Raw genomic sequence first — 14577 nt, 5'->3', positions numbered from 1 at the left:
AGATATCTAAGGCTTTTGAAAAAGCGTACGATTACCAGTTATTTTATAGAATGCTTTTGAAGGAAGGTTTGCATCTGCATCTGCGTCTGCATCATTTGCATAACTTGGAGGTGTGAGGTATACGAAAGATCCATTTTCGTCAAGATAAACTCGCATTGTTTCAACTTGCATATCTGTTCCTGAAATTGTTTTTTGTCCTGTGTAAAATTCTATTCGGCTTTTTCCTGTGCCTTTTCCAGTTCCTGATTTTGTTTTATGAGTTCCTCCATCTAGATTTGGAGTACCCAAGCTCTGAGTGTTTAGCATCCAAATGTCACCTTGATAAACGCAAGCATAGACATTTCCAATCGAATTTACAGTTATTCCTCGCCACGCTCTAGTTCCTTGATTCAACGATACAAAAGGGCCATTACCTCCTAATTGTCTGTAGATGTCACCACCATCTACGCAAGCATAAACATCTCCATTTATTGGGGAAACTGCAATTGAGTGCCAGTTTCTTGAGGTTTGTCCTAATCCTAAAAAAGAACCACTTCCTCCAGCCTGTTTATAAATATCACCACCACTTGCGCAAGCGTATATATCTCCTGCCATATTTGAACACATTCCTTGCCAATTTAAGTTTGGAGCGCCGGTTGATACAAAAGATCCAGATCCTCCAGTTTGTTTATAGATACCTCCTCCTTTTTCAGCATAATAAACATCATTATTTGCACTAGACTGCGTACATCCCCATGCTTGGCCAGCTCCAGGCCCATAAGCATTAAAATCACTTGCTCCATTAGTTCTTTTATAAACATTATTTAAGGCGGCAGCATAAATATTTGAAGTATATCCTCCCATATTTACATACAATCTTTGAGTTATTCCTTGTGCTGTAAAATTACCAAGGCTTCCAGATTGCTTGTAAATATCACCTGTATATACACAAGCATAAACATCACCATTAGGAGATGATGCCATACCTCTCCATAATTGTACTCCAATATTTAAAGGAACAAAATTTGAGCTTAAGTCAAAGTTGACAGTACGTCCTGCTGAAGAAGTAAAATCTCGTCCTTTAACACTTGAGTTTGATTGTTCAACACCTATTTCTCTATCTTCTTGATAACCTAATGTAATATCTTTTGTAGGGTTATTTAGCGTTTCTATGCCTAAATATCTTCCAGTATCTTCAATCCTACTATTAGCACCATGAGTAGAGTCAAGGTATTTAACTATTCTATTTGTCGTTCCTGTATTAAGAACATTTGTTGGCAAATCCGAAGTCATTGCAACAGTCCCGCTTTTATCAGGAAAAGTCCAGGTTCGTGATGCTGTTGCAGCGTTTGTAATAAATGAGGTAAAAGTATTTGCAGCGTTTCGTAAACCTAACATTAAGTTCAAGAAAGTTTTAACACCTGAAACTGTTTGAGCAGTTGTCGTATTCATGTCAGGCGTTGCTATATTTCCGCTGCCTAGTATAGAAGTTCCATTTACTGTTTTAATATTTGATCCCGAGACTAAAGAAGATTGGTAAATGACATCATAGTATGATTTTAAATTCGCTTTTAATTGTGCAAAAGTTCCAGTTTTGGTTTTAAATGAATCTTCACTGTCGCCAGTTAAAATTAAATCGGTATCGATGAATGTTGTTGTTTTTGACGATACATTTGGGAACAAAAAACTTTTAAACCAGTCAACTACACTTTTAGCCGAAGTATATTTTACAGAAGATGCTTTATTGGCTTCAATATCATCTGTTTTGTTTGATTTGTCTTCGCTTTTAGTGTCAATAAGGTCTTTTAAAACCTTTCCTTGTCTGGCGTCTAATGCTTTTCCTTCAGTTGTATAATCCAGCGCATTATAATTTTCTGATTTGATATTTTTTATATCTTGAAATTCTAATTCACCATTTGCATTAGTGATTAGAATTTTGTCTCGCTGATTTATTTCTAAATCAGCCACTTTTATTCTGTTGTGTTCTGTACTCATTTTTTAATTGATTGTTGGGTTTAAAGGGTAGAAGTGTAGTTTAAAAAAAAGCCAATAAGAGAGTAGGGAAACTATAAGTTTTAGTTTCCAAATTGGGCTTTTGATAAGATTTTTGAGTTTTATTGAATGTCTTTCTCTTGGGAGAAATTTTAGATTTAAAACAACTCAATGATTTTTTGTCTTTGAGTTGTTTTTTATGCTTTTCTTATTTTAGAAGAACTTTGCGTTCACGAGCGGGACGCTCGCGCCAGCGGAGGAAAATATTTATGGAAAGAGTGATTTAAATAATTTAGAAGTTATGCTTAATTTATAAAGATTATGCCCGGGACCTTCTAAAAAGTTCCAAGAGATTATGAAAAATAAAAAAACAGTTGGCAAGCTAGAAACTAAAATATAGGTTTGTAGATTTAATTTAGGTTTCCCTATCTTTTCTATAAAATCGATTTTCCAGCTTTTGTAATATATTATAGAGTAAAATCCAGATAAACTGATAGCAAATGCTCCCAATATTGAAAGGGGAATTATTCCATTAGTGACATTTAGTAAAGGTATGCCAATCAGGAAAAAAAGTAAGAACGCTACAAATAAAGATAATGAAGCGATGAATGCTAGTTTATTTTGTTTAGGATAAGTTTTTAGTTTATAATCTAAGATTTTATTTTTAGCCTCATCGAGTTGTTTATCAAATTTATCTAAATTGATTTCTTGTCGCTCTAAAAACTTTTCGATTTCATAATCATCATAACCATCATTTATTTTTTCAATAATAACTTCTATAATTTTTTCGTTATCCATTCTTGTCATTTTTTTATAATCTTTTGTGGGACATATTAAACTTTAGTTCCATTTAATGGAGGGGTCAATAAAAAATCTCTCCAACCAATTAATATTTCTTTAAATTCTTGTAAAGGAATTATATCAATAACATTTTCAACATTTTCATCCAATATTTCAACTCCATTTGGAGTAATAAATGCAACTTCATAGTTGCTACTTACATCAGGATCATCAATAGAACTGAAATTACCATTAATTGTTGCATTTGTCATGTTGATGAAATTGTTTAATGTATCAATGCTTGTTATTGATTGGATATGTCCAATACCACCAGTAGCAATTTTATAAACTTTATCATCAACTATTCTATTTATAAATTTTATTTTTTTTTGTTCTAATGCATTCATAATTATATTATTTTGTAAAAGTTGGATATATACTAATTATTTGATTTGTTCCATGTTTTAAGACTATTTCAATTTCTTTTCCATCACTTGCAAAACCATGAAAAATATCTGATTTAATAGTTATACCATCCCGATTATATTGAAATCGAGTAAACTTTTTATTTGCAAATGCTAAAGACATTTCTTCATTTATACGCTGAATATTTTCAGAAGGATCATTACTGTATTTTTTCCAAAATGTTGTTTCATCTGTTTTAGTTTTCCAAGGAGTAGGAGGTCTGCCACCTGTCCATCCCATATCTGACATATTTCGTTGTATTTTACCGTACTTGTATCCTTTGGAATCAGTTAAAACTAGAGATTCATCTGCCCACCTCCATCGAACTCCATCTAGTAAATCTAAGTTGTGCGCCCCAGTTGCCCAAGGCTTTCCAGAACTAAGTCCTCCATGGCCTTTATGAATATGTTCTAATAATTTACTATTATTTATTATAATATGGAATCCTTCTAAAACCTCAATAGTCCTTTGATTTTTTAAGTATTTAATTTCATTTCTCCAGATATCTACCAGAGTATACTGCTTAGGAGCGCCATTTAATATTCTTGTATGCTGAATATTCATTTTGGTCCAGTCAGCCTCTTTATTAATATTGTAAAAACTGGTAAAAAAATCATATTTTTCTTCTTTTGTAAAAGTACTATATTTTACTAAAATGTTGTCATTTGCATAAGTTGGTAAGTTGTTTATTTTTAAATCCATTAAATCTGTCAAAGTTTCTACATCACAGATTGATTTAATTGCATTCATTGTGTCAGTACTTAATCCATGGCTCTTACCTCGCGTTATTAACTTAGCCTCTTGTGCAACTACTTCTGCTGCAGCATTGGTAAGTTTTTTTTTCATAATAGGATCAGTACCTAAAGATACAATTGTAAGTATGTCAAATAAGACACTTACTTTATTAGTGAATTCTTTTATATCAGGATCGGTAGTTGTGTTGTTGGAATAATTATTAATGGCTGATAAATTATCGGCTGTAAATTGTACGGTTGCGTTGACTCCTTCTACTGCTTTCCAAAATAATACAGTTTCTGATGCTGTTGCAGTTCCTGTCCAAACAGATCTTGCTTTAGATAGATAGCCAAGATATTTCAAATCATTTAATGCACCAACGCCGGTTAAATTTAAAGCAACTTCGGCTACTAGAACAATACCAAAATCTAGTTTCTTTAAGTCGCTATAATCTTGCATATAGTATAAGAAGAATACAGGAATATTAGGGAAAGGATCATTTAGGTTAACACCAGTTTCTGGATCTTCAAAAGTTTCTACCAAATCTAAATCAGGTCTAAAACCTATAATGGAGATAGGCTGATACAGGTCATATGTACCATATAATGAAGTAAAAGTACTAATGTGTTGATTATTTTCCTTTGAAGAATTTTCTATAATTGAAGTCGTTTGCTTTTGATGTATTTTTATTTTTTTCCCTTCAAGATCACCCAATATATATTCTACACCGGTTGTTCTCATATAATGATCTGTAGAACTACTAGTTGAGGCATTGTACACTAATATTGCAGGAGAAGTTTCTGGATTATAGAATGCAGATGAAGAACTTGAATTATCATTTTCAGGAATTAATTTCATATAATAAGACTCAGGGTATATTCCGAAAATATTTGCTGGTGATGAATAAGATGGATCAGCATATTTTGGATTGTACATTGAAGATTTCCATATTTTATACAATAATAGGATAAATTTTTTCCTGTTGTCGTTAGTTTTTAGAAAACCAGCAATATATTCTAGTGGACCAACAGTGTATCTACTGATTCTATCATCGTCAATTTTTGAATATAATATTTCAAAAAGAGTTTGTTTAGTATCAAATGTTTTTGTTTTTTTGTAAGAATTTGGTACTTGATAAACTTGTATTTGCATTAATGCGTAAAGCAAATCATTTCTCTCTGCCGCAGTTACAGAATTAAAAGTAAAAGATTCTATAATCTTTAAAGCTAATTGTTCTCCATTATTGCTTTCTGTCAAATAATGACTAAAGCCACTTATATTTTTTAATAATTCAATTTTGTCATTTGTTGGAACCATAGACAAAGCTTCTGCTGACAAACATCGTGCTAGCCAATAAAATTTTTCTTTATTGGGAGCTTTTTTAATTAGAATTTGATTAATATAGAAACTGTTGTAGAAATTAGTTAAAATTCTCATATAGTCTTCTAAAACAGCAACAGTTGGATTTGTAAAAATGGGTTGTGTGCTCCATTCAGATTTTTGGCTATTAATATATTGACCAAAATCACTATTAGTATCTAATTCTATTAAATTAAATATTCTTTCTATTGAGTTTATTAGAATACCAATTTTAGCAAATAAAAAAGCTTTTGCTTGTTTATCATTTTGATCTGTAAGTGGAGTTACAAATAATCCAATTTTGTGACTATAAAACTGCATGGCTGTTGGGTTCAATTGAGTATTTACTCCTTCTGGAGGATTTGGAAAAACTCCATTTGGGATTTTAATTTGCCAAGTTCCGTAATCTACGATTGGAATATTTGGTTGATAAGTCCACTTATAAGTTTCAATTTTACAGAAATCAGTATATGGACTTAAAACTTTTAATTTTTTTACAATTATTTCATCATTAACAGATGCTGATTTAAAAGGATATTTATGATCTTTTAATTGGTTAAGCTTATTTTTATCTGTAAGATATTCTAGAAAAAAATCTTGTTCATAAAATCCACCAATTACATCTTTATCTATTTGTCCAAAAAGATCATCATCTCTAAAATCCTCTTTTAGTGTTTCTTTATATATTTTAGTTACTCCATTAATGACTACTTCAAACGAATTTAAAAAACCGTATATAGTATATTTTGGGTTAATTAGTCCAGTTAATTTGACAACTTCCCCTGATTTTAATATTGCTGCCTGTTCCATTATATTGATAGGTCTAAATCTAACATTAATTCTTTTCTCAAATCCTCTTTAACATAATCACTATACCCTTTACTAAAATGATATCTCTTATCAAGTGAATAAACAAAAACAGGATTGTCAGGTTCTTTGAGTTTATTATTGCCATCAGCATTTTCAATCACAACTCCAATTCTGAATTTCTGATATTTAATATCCTCAGGAGAAATTAACTCATTCCCATCCTCAAAAAGATCAATCAAAAACAATCGAGGATTTTTCGTTTCATTCGTAATCAAACCTTGTATAGAGTCATTTTCAGCTTTAGTCAATCCCAAAATAATTTTATTTGGAGTAGAGCCATCTAAAGTTTTAAGTTCCAATCCAGTAATAGTTTCAGTACTGTCCGTAAACATCTTTAAATTGTAATAGTAAGGATCAGGTAACTGGTACGTTTTGCTATTGCCAACTGCGCCACTTGCTGAAGCAGATGTATTAGTTGTTGACGTTGTGCTTCCGGTGGCAGAAACGGCATTATTCATAACATCAACAGCTTCTGTTAGATAAGTCACACGGGCAAGAGTTGGTGTTTCTTCAATTCCGGTTTCAATAACATCGTTTACTGTAAGCGTTTGAATAATTGAAATTCCCTGCTGTTTTTTATCATAAAACTCATTGATAAGATTCAGTTTTTCAGAAGTCATTCTGGAGTAACTGTTATCACTGCCTAAATTCAATAATGGACTGGCTTTTATTAAATTAAAAACATCATCAAAAAAGTTTGCAACACCATTTAAGGCTATAGGATCTCCGTTTTCGTCTTCTTCGGCACGAATTTCATAAGTATTAATTTTCCCCTGATAAATTAAAAGACTTAATGCAGCAATATTTTCGCCTGCCACAGCTGGAGTTGTCAATTGCACTGTTGAGGTCAACGTACTGTAATTTCCTTCTTCATCAGGAGGCAATCGTAAGCCATCGGCATTAATAAAATTGTCTTTTTGGGCATTGGCAACTTTGGCAAGTTGTCCGTAAAAAGCGGTGTTGTTATTGTTGTCTGTTGGAAATTGTAGGTACAAGTTATTGGTAGTAATTGTATTGGCTTGTTCTTGCGTATTAACCAAAACTGGCCATCCAGAAGTGCCGTACGTAACAGCAGTCATGGGAACTTCATTTGTAGACGTATCTATCAACAATCCTGTTTTTAGGTTTTCAGCTCCTTCACCAATTTTATAGTTTCCATAAAAATCATAACTGCGTGTACGGTCGCTTTGAATGTAGATGTACCAATTGTTTTTGGTCCAGAAATTATTTAGCAAATCACTGAAAATTGCGTTTCCTTTTTTCTCAGTTTTCACACCAGAAGCAGTTGCCGTAACAACTCCATTTTCAACATGCAAACCATAAAAAGCAGCAATATCAATAAATTGGGTGCTTTGCTCACGCTGCAATTTCTTAATGAAATCAGTTTCGCCATTTACTGCAATTTCTGCAAAAGGTTTGCGGGCATATTCTAAATCAAAAGCAAACTCTGAATTGTCAAAATCATGTTTGTAATCGCCGTAATTTAGAACAACATCAATTCCGCATTCGCCTTCAGCAAAATTTCCTAATGATTTTCCAATATCGATTAGAGGCAATTCGAAATCGTCTTTTTCATCGAAAGTATCGCCAGTCGCGACAAATTTCGATTCCTTAAAAAAGAAGTCAGAAATTGAGATTGTTGTATCAGTTAGATCTTTATCATAACCAATAAATTTAGCTGTGAAAGCAGGAACAGGAATAGGCGTGACAGTTTCGCCGTCTTTTTCTACACGTCCTTCATGAAAAGCTTTAAAATCGATGTTTATTTTGTCGATGAAATCTGAATACGATCCTTCATTCTTAATAACTAAAGGATCTGAATCATTAGTAAAAAAATCACTTTTCTGTAAACCTCTGTAAACAAAATATTTGATATTTAATCCAGGAAAAGGCTGATTGTAAGGACGAAGAATTAGATTCACTTTATCCGGATTACCGGTTTGAGGTTGAACCAAAACAATTCCTTTGCAAATAGAATAGGCCTTTTTGGGAGTGCCTAAAGAAAATCTAGAAGTCAGGTTGAAAACAGTTTCAGATTGAGGTCCAAAACCTTGGTCTGACAACTGCGCGGGAAAACCTCCCGACTCTATAAAAAAATGGGATTTTGCGGACATATTTTAAGTATTATTTGTTCGTTGGGTATAATTTGTTCAACACATAGACACATAGATTCAGAGTGATCTAAAAAGGCGTTTCACTTGTCTTTAGTAATCATTAGCTATGTGGGAGGAATATATTTCTCTTTAGTATTCTTTAATTTATTTAGAGAAACTATGTTTCTATGTGTTAAAAATTTTTAATTTATTTCCAGTGCGGAATTAGAAATGGAAGTTTTTAGTTAAACCAGAGCGGTTTATAGATTTTGTAGAGGAATCTTCCAATCAAAAAAAGTAGAATAAGAAGTAGCAATCTTCCCAGCCAAATCTGAACTTTCTGCCAAAAAGTAAGATAGTTGACAAACTTGGTAATCGTGATCGTTTTCTCTTGGACATCTTTAACCTGTTTCGATTTCCAATGGGCGTAGAGTTCCTGTTCTTTCAGGTTGCAGTCGACTTGGAGTTTATTGTTATCAAGTCGAACCTTTGGGCTTTTTAATGTACGCCCTGGTTCGGCCTGAATAACATTTTTAAGAATTACTTTTCCGTTAAGACATTCTAATAATGCATGGTAGGAACTGCTGTCTTTTGCAATTTTAAAGATTGTATCGTGTAAAGTTTCGGTAATAGTTATGGTCTGAATTTTGTTTTCATTTTGCACCGGTTTCGGACTTCGGCATGAAATCATGATCAGGATAATGAAAAGAGAAAAAACAAGATATTTTAGTTTTTTAGTCATAATTAAAATTGGTTTATAAGTTTTTGTTTTACAGTCGTAAAAAGCTTTTCACGCTTTTTATATCACGTTTTCTTCTGGCAACTTTATAGCCTTCGCGTCCGCCAGAATCATTGGTGTTTCCTTCAATAGTATAAATCGTATTTCCAGCAATTTTCTCCACAAATCCGGCGTGGCCTGTACCGTTATTGAAGTCCAGAATAAAAACATCTCCGGGTTGAGGTGTCTTCTTTGCCAAAAGTGGTCTTGAATTGTATTGGTCTAGAACACCGCCGGTTTTCTTTAAAGGATTTTTAGCATTCATTTGCTGTGAAGCATTCTGTGTGCACCAGTAAACAAAAGCCATGCACCAGGCATATCCTTTTCCAAGTCCGACACTTCTTAAATAAATTTCAACTTCGGGACCTGAGTTGCTGTTTCTTGGAATTTCCTCGACACCAATTTGTGCCGTTGCGATTTCGATCGTTTTTTGAGCTAGTGTCATGAGCTTTTTCCGTTTAATTGTTTAAATTTTTGTAATTCGTCAACCAATTGCTGGTTGATCAGCATGAGTTCTTTATGCTGTATTTCCATTTTTTTGATCGTTTCTGTTGCCGCAGTAAGTCTGGCGGTAATGTCGTCCAGAAGATCACGGTAATATTTTACGGCGCTTACCGCATTGTCAAGTTCGGCCGCGCGGTCTTCAGCAAGTGATTTTCGCATTGAGAAAAACCAAGTGATAAAACCGGCAAAGAATGCGGTGAGAGTGGGGTATAAAAACTGCTCCATTGAATGTGTTTAATGTTGAATGTTAGGTTTAAAATTGTTTTTGAAAAGACAACCTGAATGTTGTTTTTTTGAAGGAAGTGAAACCCGTTTTTTTTCGGTTTCGAGGTATAGTTGTTTCCTTTTGAGATTGCAAATATTGGGTGAAAAAAGCCCTAAAAAAAATGAATGCAAGGTCTGCGAACATTTGTATTCTAGGGCTTTACAGAGTTGTAAGGAAAGCGAACAGAAGTCGTTTTAGATGAAGTAAATGCTTCATCTTTGCATCACAAAAAGGATGTTTTTGAAGATTTAAAAAGAATGATTTTTTCTTTTATATGAATTAAGAAGGCCTTTGTTGATTGCTCATAAGTTCTTCGATTTTTTTTAGTTCAGATGTGATAGGTGTACAGAGAATTTCATACAAAGTAGTTCTCGAAATCGGGTAAACCGGATAGACGTATTTACGCCACACAACGGTAGTCGGAATGTCTTCCGTTTTGTGCTTTTGATACAGTTCTTTAATGAGTTTGTAACGCATTAATTTATTTTTTTGAATTCCGAGACTTCTGTTTGATGATATAGGCATGAGAGATAATATTTTGAATGATAAGAAAAAAGAAAAGTTTTAAGAACGAAGTTTAAAAGAGTTAATAATTTGAATAAAAGGACATCATATTTAAGACAGCCAAAACCATTTAATCATTTTAAATAAAAGGTTTTACTCCTTAATGCCATTTTATATTGAGCCTCGTTCTGAGGTTGTAATTGTTAAAGATTTTATTTAGCAATTTAAGTCTGCAAACTCCGCATGACAATCCTGTTTCCAAAACCTTTTAAGGCTTGGATTCCAATAGAAAGAATGCGTTTTGGCTGTTATTTTATTAGGGCAGAAATCGCCCGTTTTGCCGGTTCCTGGTTCTCTTCAGAAAGAAGAAGAATCAGGAACCATTTTTTTTTACTTGTATTTTTGAAGGCTACAAGTTAGAAGGTCTTTTAGCCTTTGTAAGTGGCTGTTGTATGTTTTTTGAATCTCGGATTTTTAATCACAATGCTTTCGTACTGATTAAAAGCAAGACGCTCTTTCTGGGATAAGTCATTACTGCAATTCCAGTTTCCAAGTCCGTCTTTAAAGATAATATGTTCGTTTACTTTATAGCTTTCATGATCTGTAATTGGCTTTATTTTTACGCTCATTTAGGTATTGTTTAAAAGTTGTTTTTAATTTGAAATAAAACCATTCTCTAAATAAAAATATTGGTTTCAAATTGGTTGCAATCAATAGAAAAGCTAAAAGCAACGATAAATGGATGGTACTAAGCTGCATGATTTTGTTTGTTTTGTTGGTTAAAGAAATTAAAAGCATATCCTTGTAAAAAATCAACAGAAGATATCGACAACGGAATATTGGTTCTTACGCCATTTTCATCAATTCTACATGCTTCAATAAACCAGCTCGAACGTACAGGTTTAAACGAAGAAGCAATAATTTCAACACCATCTGTAAACTCTTCGTTGTTGAATTCCTTTGTCAGTTTTTGAAGTTCTAAAACTCTGGAACCTTTTAGGTTTCCTTTTGCATCCTTTTTTAAAAGATTGAAAACAATTTTAACTAACGAAGCTGTCTCTTTGCTTGTAGAAAGCGACGAAATATAATTCTGTACTTTTTCAATTCCAATTGTTACGGTGTCGTCCCAACCTTCGTTAATGCGATATCCAATTGTAATTTCTTCTTTGTCATTTGAAAATGTATGCGACATTTGTTTTTCTTTAAAACCATAAACTTGATTTTTTAAATCCAAAATGGTTTCAAATAACTGGAAAGTTTCAGTTTTGGCATTTCTCATCATTTCAGATGTTTCGTGTAGTCTTGAAAGCGCTTTCGGAATCGTTTCGGCTACTAATTTTTTATAAGCATCTCTTTCTTCCAATTTTTTGTTTTCAATTTTATTTAAAGCTTCTTTTAATTGTTGAGCAGAAAATTGAGATAAGTCCATCGCTTTGTAATTGTTTGCTGTTGAAGTATTCATATATTGTTTTTTAAGCGGTTAATAAAATTTCTTCTTTAAATGGATCTCCGTAATAGGGTTTAAAATTATTTTGAAACGCGAGTTTTGTAACTTCTTTCAATTTGTTTTCAATACTTGCAGAAACGGGGCGGGGAGTGGCAGTTTTATCATCCAGAATGTGCATCCATTGAAAACGTTCTTGGTTGATGCAGATTCTTTCTCCGGCAGTAAAAGTTTTCTTTTTTTCAGAACAATATTGAAGTGCCAGATATAATGTTGCAATACGTTCTTCGATTTGTGTGTTACTCATGATTTTTTTCTAATTGATTTTTTAATTTTTTGATATCAGATTCGATTAAACTTCTTTCGGAACTGTTTGGATTCTCAATGAGCCAATTTTCTAATTCCTGAATTTTTTCTTTGATTTGATTTTTTTTCATTTCGATTTACATTAAAAGTTTTAGTGATATTTCCTGTTTTTCATGTTTTTTATAATGTTATTTTTAAAATTCGTAGTATTTACCATCTTTTTTGTGTTTTAGGGTAGTATTTTTCATTTTGTGTTATTGGTTGTTTTATTATTTGAAAATCAGTTAATTGTAAAGTATTTTGAATTGTTTAATTTTATCTTTATCCAATATTTTATGGCTTAATCCCTTGTTTTTCAATTTTATTTTTCTTTACTTTGCAAATATAATGTAAAATAATACATTAAAACAAATTTTTAACGTAAAATAATACATCTTTTTATGGGATCAACTGAAAGAGTGCGTGAATATCTTGATTATAAAGGGATTACTAAGTATAAGTTCTGTAATGATTTGGGTTTTTCTAACAAGTTTTTAGATAATAGTAGTAATATGGGAACAGATAAGGCGTGTAAAATATTACACTACTATCCCGATCTAAATTCAGAGTGGCTGTTAACAGGAAATGGGCCAATGATTAAGGAAGAAAATACTAGTATTGTAATTATGAATAATGATAGAAAAACTGCCGATTCACTACATGCTACTCAAGAAATTCCGTTGTATGATTTGGAAGCAGTAGCGGGTTTAAGAGAGTTGTTTAGTAGTGGTGAACCACAAAGAATTCTAGACACGATAAAAATTCCGAATCTTCCAAAATGCGATGGAGCAATTTCTGTGACGGGAGATAGTATGTATCCGCTATTGAAATCTGGAGATATTATTTTATATAAGGAAACCGAATTTGAAAATATCTTTTTTGGCGAAATGTATCTTCTAAGTGTAAAACTGAATGATTGGGAAGAGTATATTACAGTAAAATATGTTCAGAAATCAGATCAAGGTGTGGAATATGTGAAATTGGTAAGTCAGAATTCGCATCATCAGCCAAAAGATATTCATGTTTCGAAAATATCAGCTTTGGCGCTTATAAAAGCAAGTATTCGTATTAATACGATGATGTAAGAATGATTCAAATAAAAACATAAAGTACTTTGTGAAATGTGATAAATTTCATGAAAGAAATTTATATTTGTTACAGACAAACAGCCCCAAAAAAACAAAATAAACTTAATCAATTATGAAAAAAACTTTACTAGTTATAGGATTCTTATGTTGTGTAATAACCAGTTCAAAAGCACAGGTTGTAGGTGTCGACGTTGGCGATATTGCTCCAGAAATTGAACTTCCAGATACAAAAGGGAATGTCGTTTCGCTTTCGTCATTTAGAGGCGCTTTGGTGTTAGTTGACTTTTGGGCTTCGTGGTGCGGACCTTGCATCAAAGAGCAACCTGTTTTATTAAAACTGCATAACGCTTATCCAGAAAAATTATTTATTTATGGTGTTTCAATGGATACAAAAAAGCCATTATGGACAGGCGCAATCGCAAAAGGAAAACTGCCTTGGACAAACGTAAGCGACTTAAAATACTGGAGTTCGCCAGTTGTAAGTGCGTATATGTTGCAATCTGTTCCGTTAAATTTTTTGATTGACAAAAACGGAATCATTTTGGCTAAAAACATTCACGGAAAAGCGTTAGAAGATATGGTTAACGGTTTGTTGGCAAAGTAGTTTTTTGTTTCACAAGTTTCATATTTAACCGCAAAGAGCGCAAAGAGAATTAAACTTTGCGACTCTGCGACTTTGCGAGATTATTTCGTCAGCAAAAAAAAACTTAGCGAACCTTTGCGTAAATCTTTGCGCTCTTTGCGGTTAACTTCACAAAGCAAATCAACCTGAAACTTGAAACAAAGAAAACCTGAAACAAAAAAAAGTCCCAATTTTGGGACTTTTTTAATTATTCGTTTTCTGTATTTGCCTTTCTGACGCCACCAAAGCTTGTTTTCATCATTTCCCTAATTTGAAATTGCGATTTGTTTCGTGTAACATTTTTCCATTCGTTAAAATCATAAATATGGATTTTATCGGCATACGGATTGGTTACAAAGAAAAGCCTTGATATAGAGAATTTATAGTATTTCAGTTCATGTGAAATATGCCGATCGGGAACGACAATAAGAATCGTTTCCCAGTCTAGAAAATTCTTAGGAACATCTTCTCTTTCAGTTAATCCAAGAGATTCAAAAAAGGCAAGAATCTTTTGGTCATTATTCTTATCGATCTTCTCATCGATACGTTTAATGGCGCTCAGAAGCTTTTTTTCATCTTTAATAACACTCATAATAGTCTTCGTTTTTTTTTTATTTTAGTATAAAATTACACCAAAAGAAAATTATTTTAGAAAGTATAGCCAATAGAATGATTCTAAATTTTAATAGTCATTTTTAATGGGGTATAAAAGGATAATAGTTTATGTTTTTGATAAAATACTATTAAAAAATAT

General features: G+C 32.5%; 16 protein-coding genes. 2 read left to right on the top strand and 14 right to left on the bottom strand.

The window, feature by feature from the left end; all coding sequences use genetic code 11:
- Nucleotides 1–6 precede the first annotated feature (6 nt).
- The 13 genes from EYY60_RS21595 to EYY60_RS22350 all read right to left on the bottom strand — a co-directional run bounded on the left by EYY60_RS21595 (nucleotide 7) and on the right by EYY60_RS22350 (nucleotide 12205).
- The gene (locus tag EYY60_RS21595) at nucleotides 7–1974 is read right to left on the bottom strand and encodes a hypothetical protein (RefSeq protein ID WP_132991344.1); all 1968 of its coding nucleotides are present in this window, start codon (nucleotides 1972–1974) and stop codon (nucleotides 7–9) included.
- Between the two features lie 264 nt (nucleotides 1975–2238).
- On the bottom strand, nucleotides 2239–2769 hold the full coding sequence (locus EYY60_RS21590) for a hypothetical protein (RefSeq protein ID WP_132991343.1): 531 nt from the start codon (nucleotides 2767–2769) through the stop codon (nucleotides 2239–2241).
- 35 nt (nucleotides 2770–2804) lie between these two features.
- Complete coding sequence (locus EYY60_RS21585; protein ID WP_132991342.1) at nucleotides 2805–3158, bottom strand: hypothetical protein; 354 nt, start codon at nucleotides 3156–3158, stop codon at nucleotides 2805–2807.
- Between the two features lie 7 nt (nucleotides 3159–3165).
- Nucleotides 3166–6120, bottom strand: coding sequence for a hypothetical protein (locus tag EYY60_RS21580; RefSeq protein WP_132991341.1), 2955 nt, complete (start codon nucleotides 6118–6120; stop codon nucleotides 3166–3168).
- Entirely contained in the window at nucleotides 6120–8294 is a 2175-nt protein-coding gene (locus EYY60_RS21575) for a hypothetical protein (protein ID WP_132991340.1), read from the bottom strand. The genes EYY60_RS21580 and EYY60_RS21575 overlap by 1 nt, the downstream gene beginning before the upstream one ends.
- Nucleotides 8295–8514: 220 nt before the next feature.
- Complete coding sequence (locus tag EYY60_RS21570; RefSeq protein ID WP_132991339.1) at nucleotides 8515–9015, bottom strand: hypothetical protein; 501 nt, start codon at nucleotides 9013–9015, stop codon at nucleotides 8515–8517.
- Between the two features lie 28 nt (nucleotides 9016–9043).
- Nucleotides 9044–9496 carry a CHAP domain-containing protein gene (locus EYY60_RS21565; RefSeq protein WP_035644722.1) on the bottom strand — a complete coding sequence of 151 codons (453 nt, stop codon included), beginning with the start codon at nucleotides 9494–9496 and terminating at the stop codon, nucleotides 9044–9046.
- The gene (locus tag EYY60_RS21560; RefSeq protein ID WP_132991338.1) at nucleotides 9493–9780 is read right to left on the bottom strand and encodes a methyl-accepting chemotaxis protein; all 288 of its coding nucleotides are present in this window, start codon (nucleotides 9778–9780) and stop codon (nucleotides 9493–9495) included. The genes EYY60_RS21565 and EYY60_RS21560 overlap by 4 nt, the downstream gene beginning before the upstream one ends.
- Nucleotides 9781–10099: 319 nt before the next feature.
- On the bottom strand, nucleotides 10100–10345 hold the full coding sequence (locus EYY60_RS21555) for a hypothetical protein (RefSeq protein WP_035644718.1): 246 nt from the start codon (nucleotides 10343–10345) through the stop codon (nucleotides 10100–10102).
- A gap of 407 nt (nucleotides 10346–10752) precedes the next feature.
- Nucleotides 10753–10953 (bottom strand): hypothetical protein, encoded by a 201-nt coding sequence (locus tag EYY60_RS21550; RefSeq protein ID WP_132991337.1) that lies wholly within the window; start codon nucleotides 10951–10953, stop codon nucleotides 10753–10755.
- Nucleotides 10954–11072: 119 nt separating this feature from the next.
- Nucleotides 11073–11786 (bottom strand): DUF3164 family protein, encoded by a 714-nt coding sequence (locus EYY60_RS21545; protein ID WP_132991336.1) that lies wholly within the window; start codon nucleotides 11784–11786, stop codon nucleotides 11073–11075.
- Nucleotides 11787–11796: 10 nt separating this feature from the next.
- Entirely contained in the window at nucleotides 11797–12075 is a 279-nt protein-coding gene (locus tag EYY60_RS21540; protein ID WP_132991335.1) for a hypothetical protein, read from the bottom strand.
- On the bottom strand, nucleotides 12068–12205 hold the full coding sequence (locus EYY60_RS22350; protein WP_162847919.1) for a hypothetical protein: 138 nt from the start codon (nucleotides 12203–12205) through the stop codon (nucleotides 12068–12070). The genes EYY60_RS21540 and EYY60_RS22350 overlap by 8 nt, the downstream gene beginning before the upstream one ends.
- A gap of 309 nt (nucleotides 12206–12514) precedes the next feature.
- On the opposite strand from EYY60_RS22350, the gene EYY60_RS21535 reads away from it, so the two are divergent.
- Nucleotides 12515–13198: a S24 family peptidase gene (locus tag EYY60_RS21535; protein ID WP_235832378.1), complete on the top strand. Its 684-nt coding sequence runs from the start codon at nucleotides 12515–12517 to the stop codon at nucleotides 13196–13198.
- A 115-nt stretch (nucleotides 13199–13313) separates the two neighbouring features.
- A complete protein-coding gene (locus tag EYY60_RS21530) occupies nucleotides 13314–13805 on the top strand; it encodes a TlpA family protein disulfide reductase (RefSeq protein WP_132991334.1) in 492 nt (163 codons plus the stop codon).
- Between the two features lie 226 nt (nucleotides 13806–14031).
- Here EYY60_RS21530 and EYY60_RS21525 read toward each other — a convergent pair whose 3' ends face one another.
- Nucleotides 14032–14415: a hypothetical protein gene (locus EYY60_RS21525; protein ID WP_132991333.1), complete on the bottom strand. Its 384-nt coding sequence runs from the start codon at nucleotides 14413–14415 to the stop codon at nucleotides 14032–14034.
- Nucleotides 14416–14577: the final 162 nt, after the last annotated feature.

The sequence above is a fragment of the Flavobacterium zhairuonense genome, assembly GCF_004352915.1.
Lineage (GTDB): Bacteria > Bacteroidota > Bacteroidia > Flavobacteriales > Flavobacteriaceae > Flavobacterium > Flavobacterium zhairuonense.
The sequence above is the reverse complement of the archived record's forward strand: the minus strand, read 5'-3'. Positions and strand labels throughout refer to the sequence as shown.

Excerpts from the sequence above, each read along its gene's own strand:
- EYY60_RS21550 (WP_132991337.1), bottom strand. The coding sequence starts at position 10,953 with ATGAGCGTAAAAATAAAGCCAATTACAGATCATGAAAGCTATAAAGTA.
- EYY60_RS21555 (WP_035644718.1), bottom strand. The coding sequence starts at position 10,345 with ATGCCTATATCATCAAACAGAAGTCTCGGAATTCAAAAAAATAAATTA.
- EYY60_RS21580 (WP_132991341.1), bottom strand. The coding sequence starts at position 6,120 with ATGGAACAGGCAGCAATATTAAAATCAGGGGAAGTTGTCAAATTAACT.
- EYY60_RS21530 (WP_132991334.1), top strand. The coding sequence starts at position 13,314 with ATGAAAAAAACTTTACTAGTTATAGGATTCTTATGTTGTGTAATAACC.
- EYY60_RS21570 (WP_132991339.1), bottom strand. The coding sequence starts at position 9,015 with ATGACTAAAAAACTAAAATATCTTGTTTTTTCTCTTTTCATTATCCTG.
- EYY60_RS21590 (WP_132991343.1), bottom strand. The coding sequence starts at position 2,769 with ATGGATAACGAAAAAATTATAGAAGTTATTATTGAAAAAATAAATGAT.
- EYY60_RS21595 (WP_132991344.1), bottom strand. The coding sequence starts at position 1,974 with ATGAGTACAGAACACAACAGAATAAAAGTGGCTGATTTAGAAATAAAT.
- EYY60_RS21560 (WP_132991338.1), bottom strand. The coding sequence starts at position 9,780 with ATGGAGCAGTTTTTATACCCCACTCTCACCGCATTCTTTGCCGGTTTT.
- EYY60_RS21535 (WP_235832378.1), top strand. The coding sequence starts at position 12,515 with ATGGGATCAACTGAAAGAGTGCGTGAATATCTTGATTATAAAGGGATT.
- EYY60_RS21525 (WP_132991333.1), bottom strand. The coding sequence starts at position 14,415 with ATGAGTGTTATTAAAGATGAAAAAAAGCTTCTGAGCGCCATTAAACGT.
- EYY60_RS21565 (WP_035644722.1), bottom strand. The coding sequence starts at position 9,496 with ATGACACTAGCTCAAAAAACGATCGAAATCGCAACGGCACAAATTGGT.
- EYY60_RS21585 (WP_132991342.1), bottom strand. The coding sequence starts at position 3,158 with ATGAATGCATTAGAACAAAAAAAAATAAAATTTATAAATAGAATAGTT.
- EYY60_RS21540 (WP_132991335.1), bottom strand. The coding sequence starts at position 12,075 with ATGAGTAACACACAAATCGAAGAACGTATTGCAACATTATATCTGGCA.
- EYY60_RS21545 (WP_132991336.1), bottom strand. The coding sequence starts at position 11,786 with ATGAATACTTCAACAGCAAACAATTACAAAGCGATGGACTTATCTCAA.
- EYY60_RS21575 (WP_132991340.1), bottom strand. The coding sequence starts at position 8,294 with ATGTCCGCAAAATCCCATTTTTTTATAGAGTCGGGAGGTTTTCCCGCG.
- EYY60_RS22350 (WP_162847919.1), bottom strand. The coding sequence starts at position 12,205 with ATGAAAAAAAATCAAATCAAAGAAAAAATTCAGGAATTAGAAAATTGG.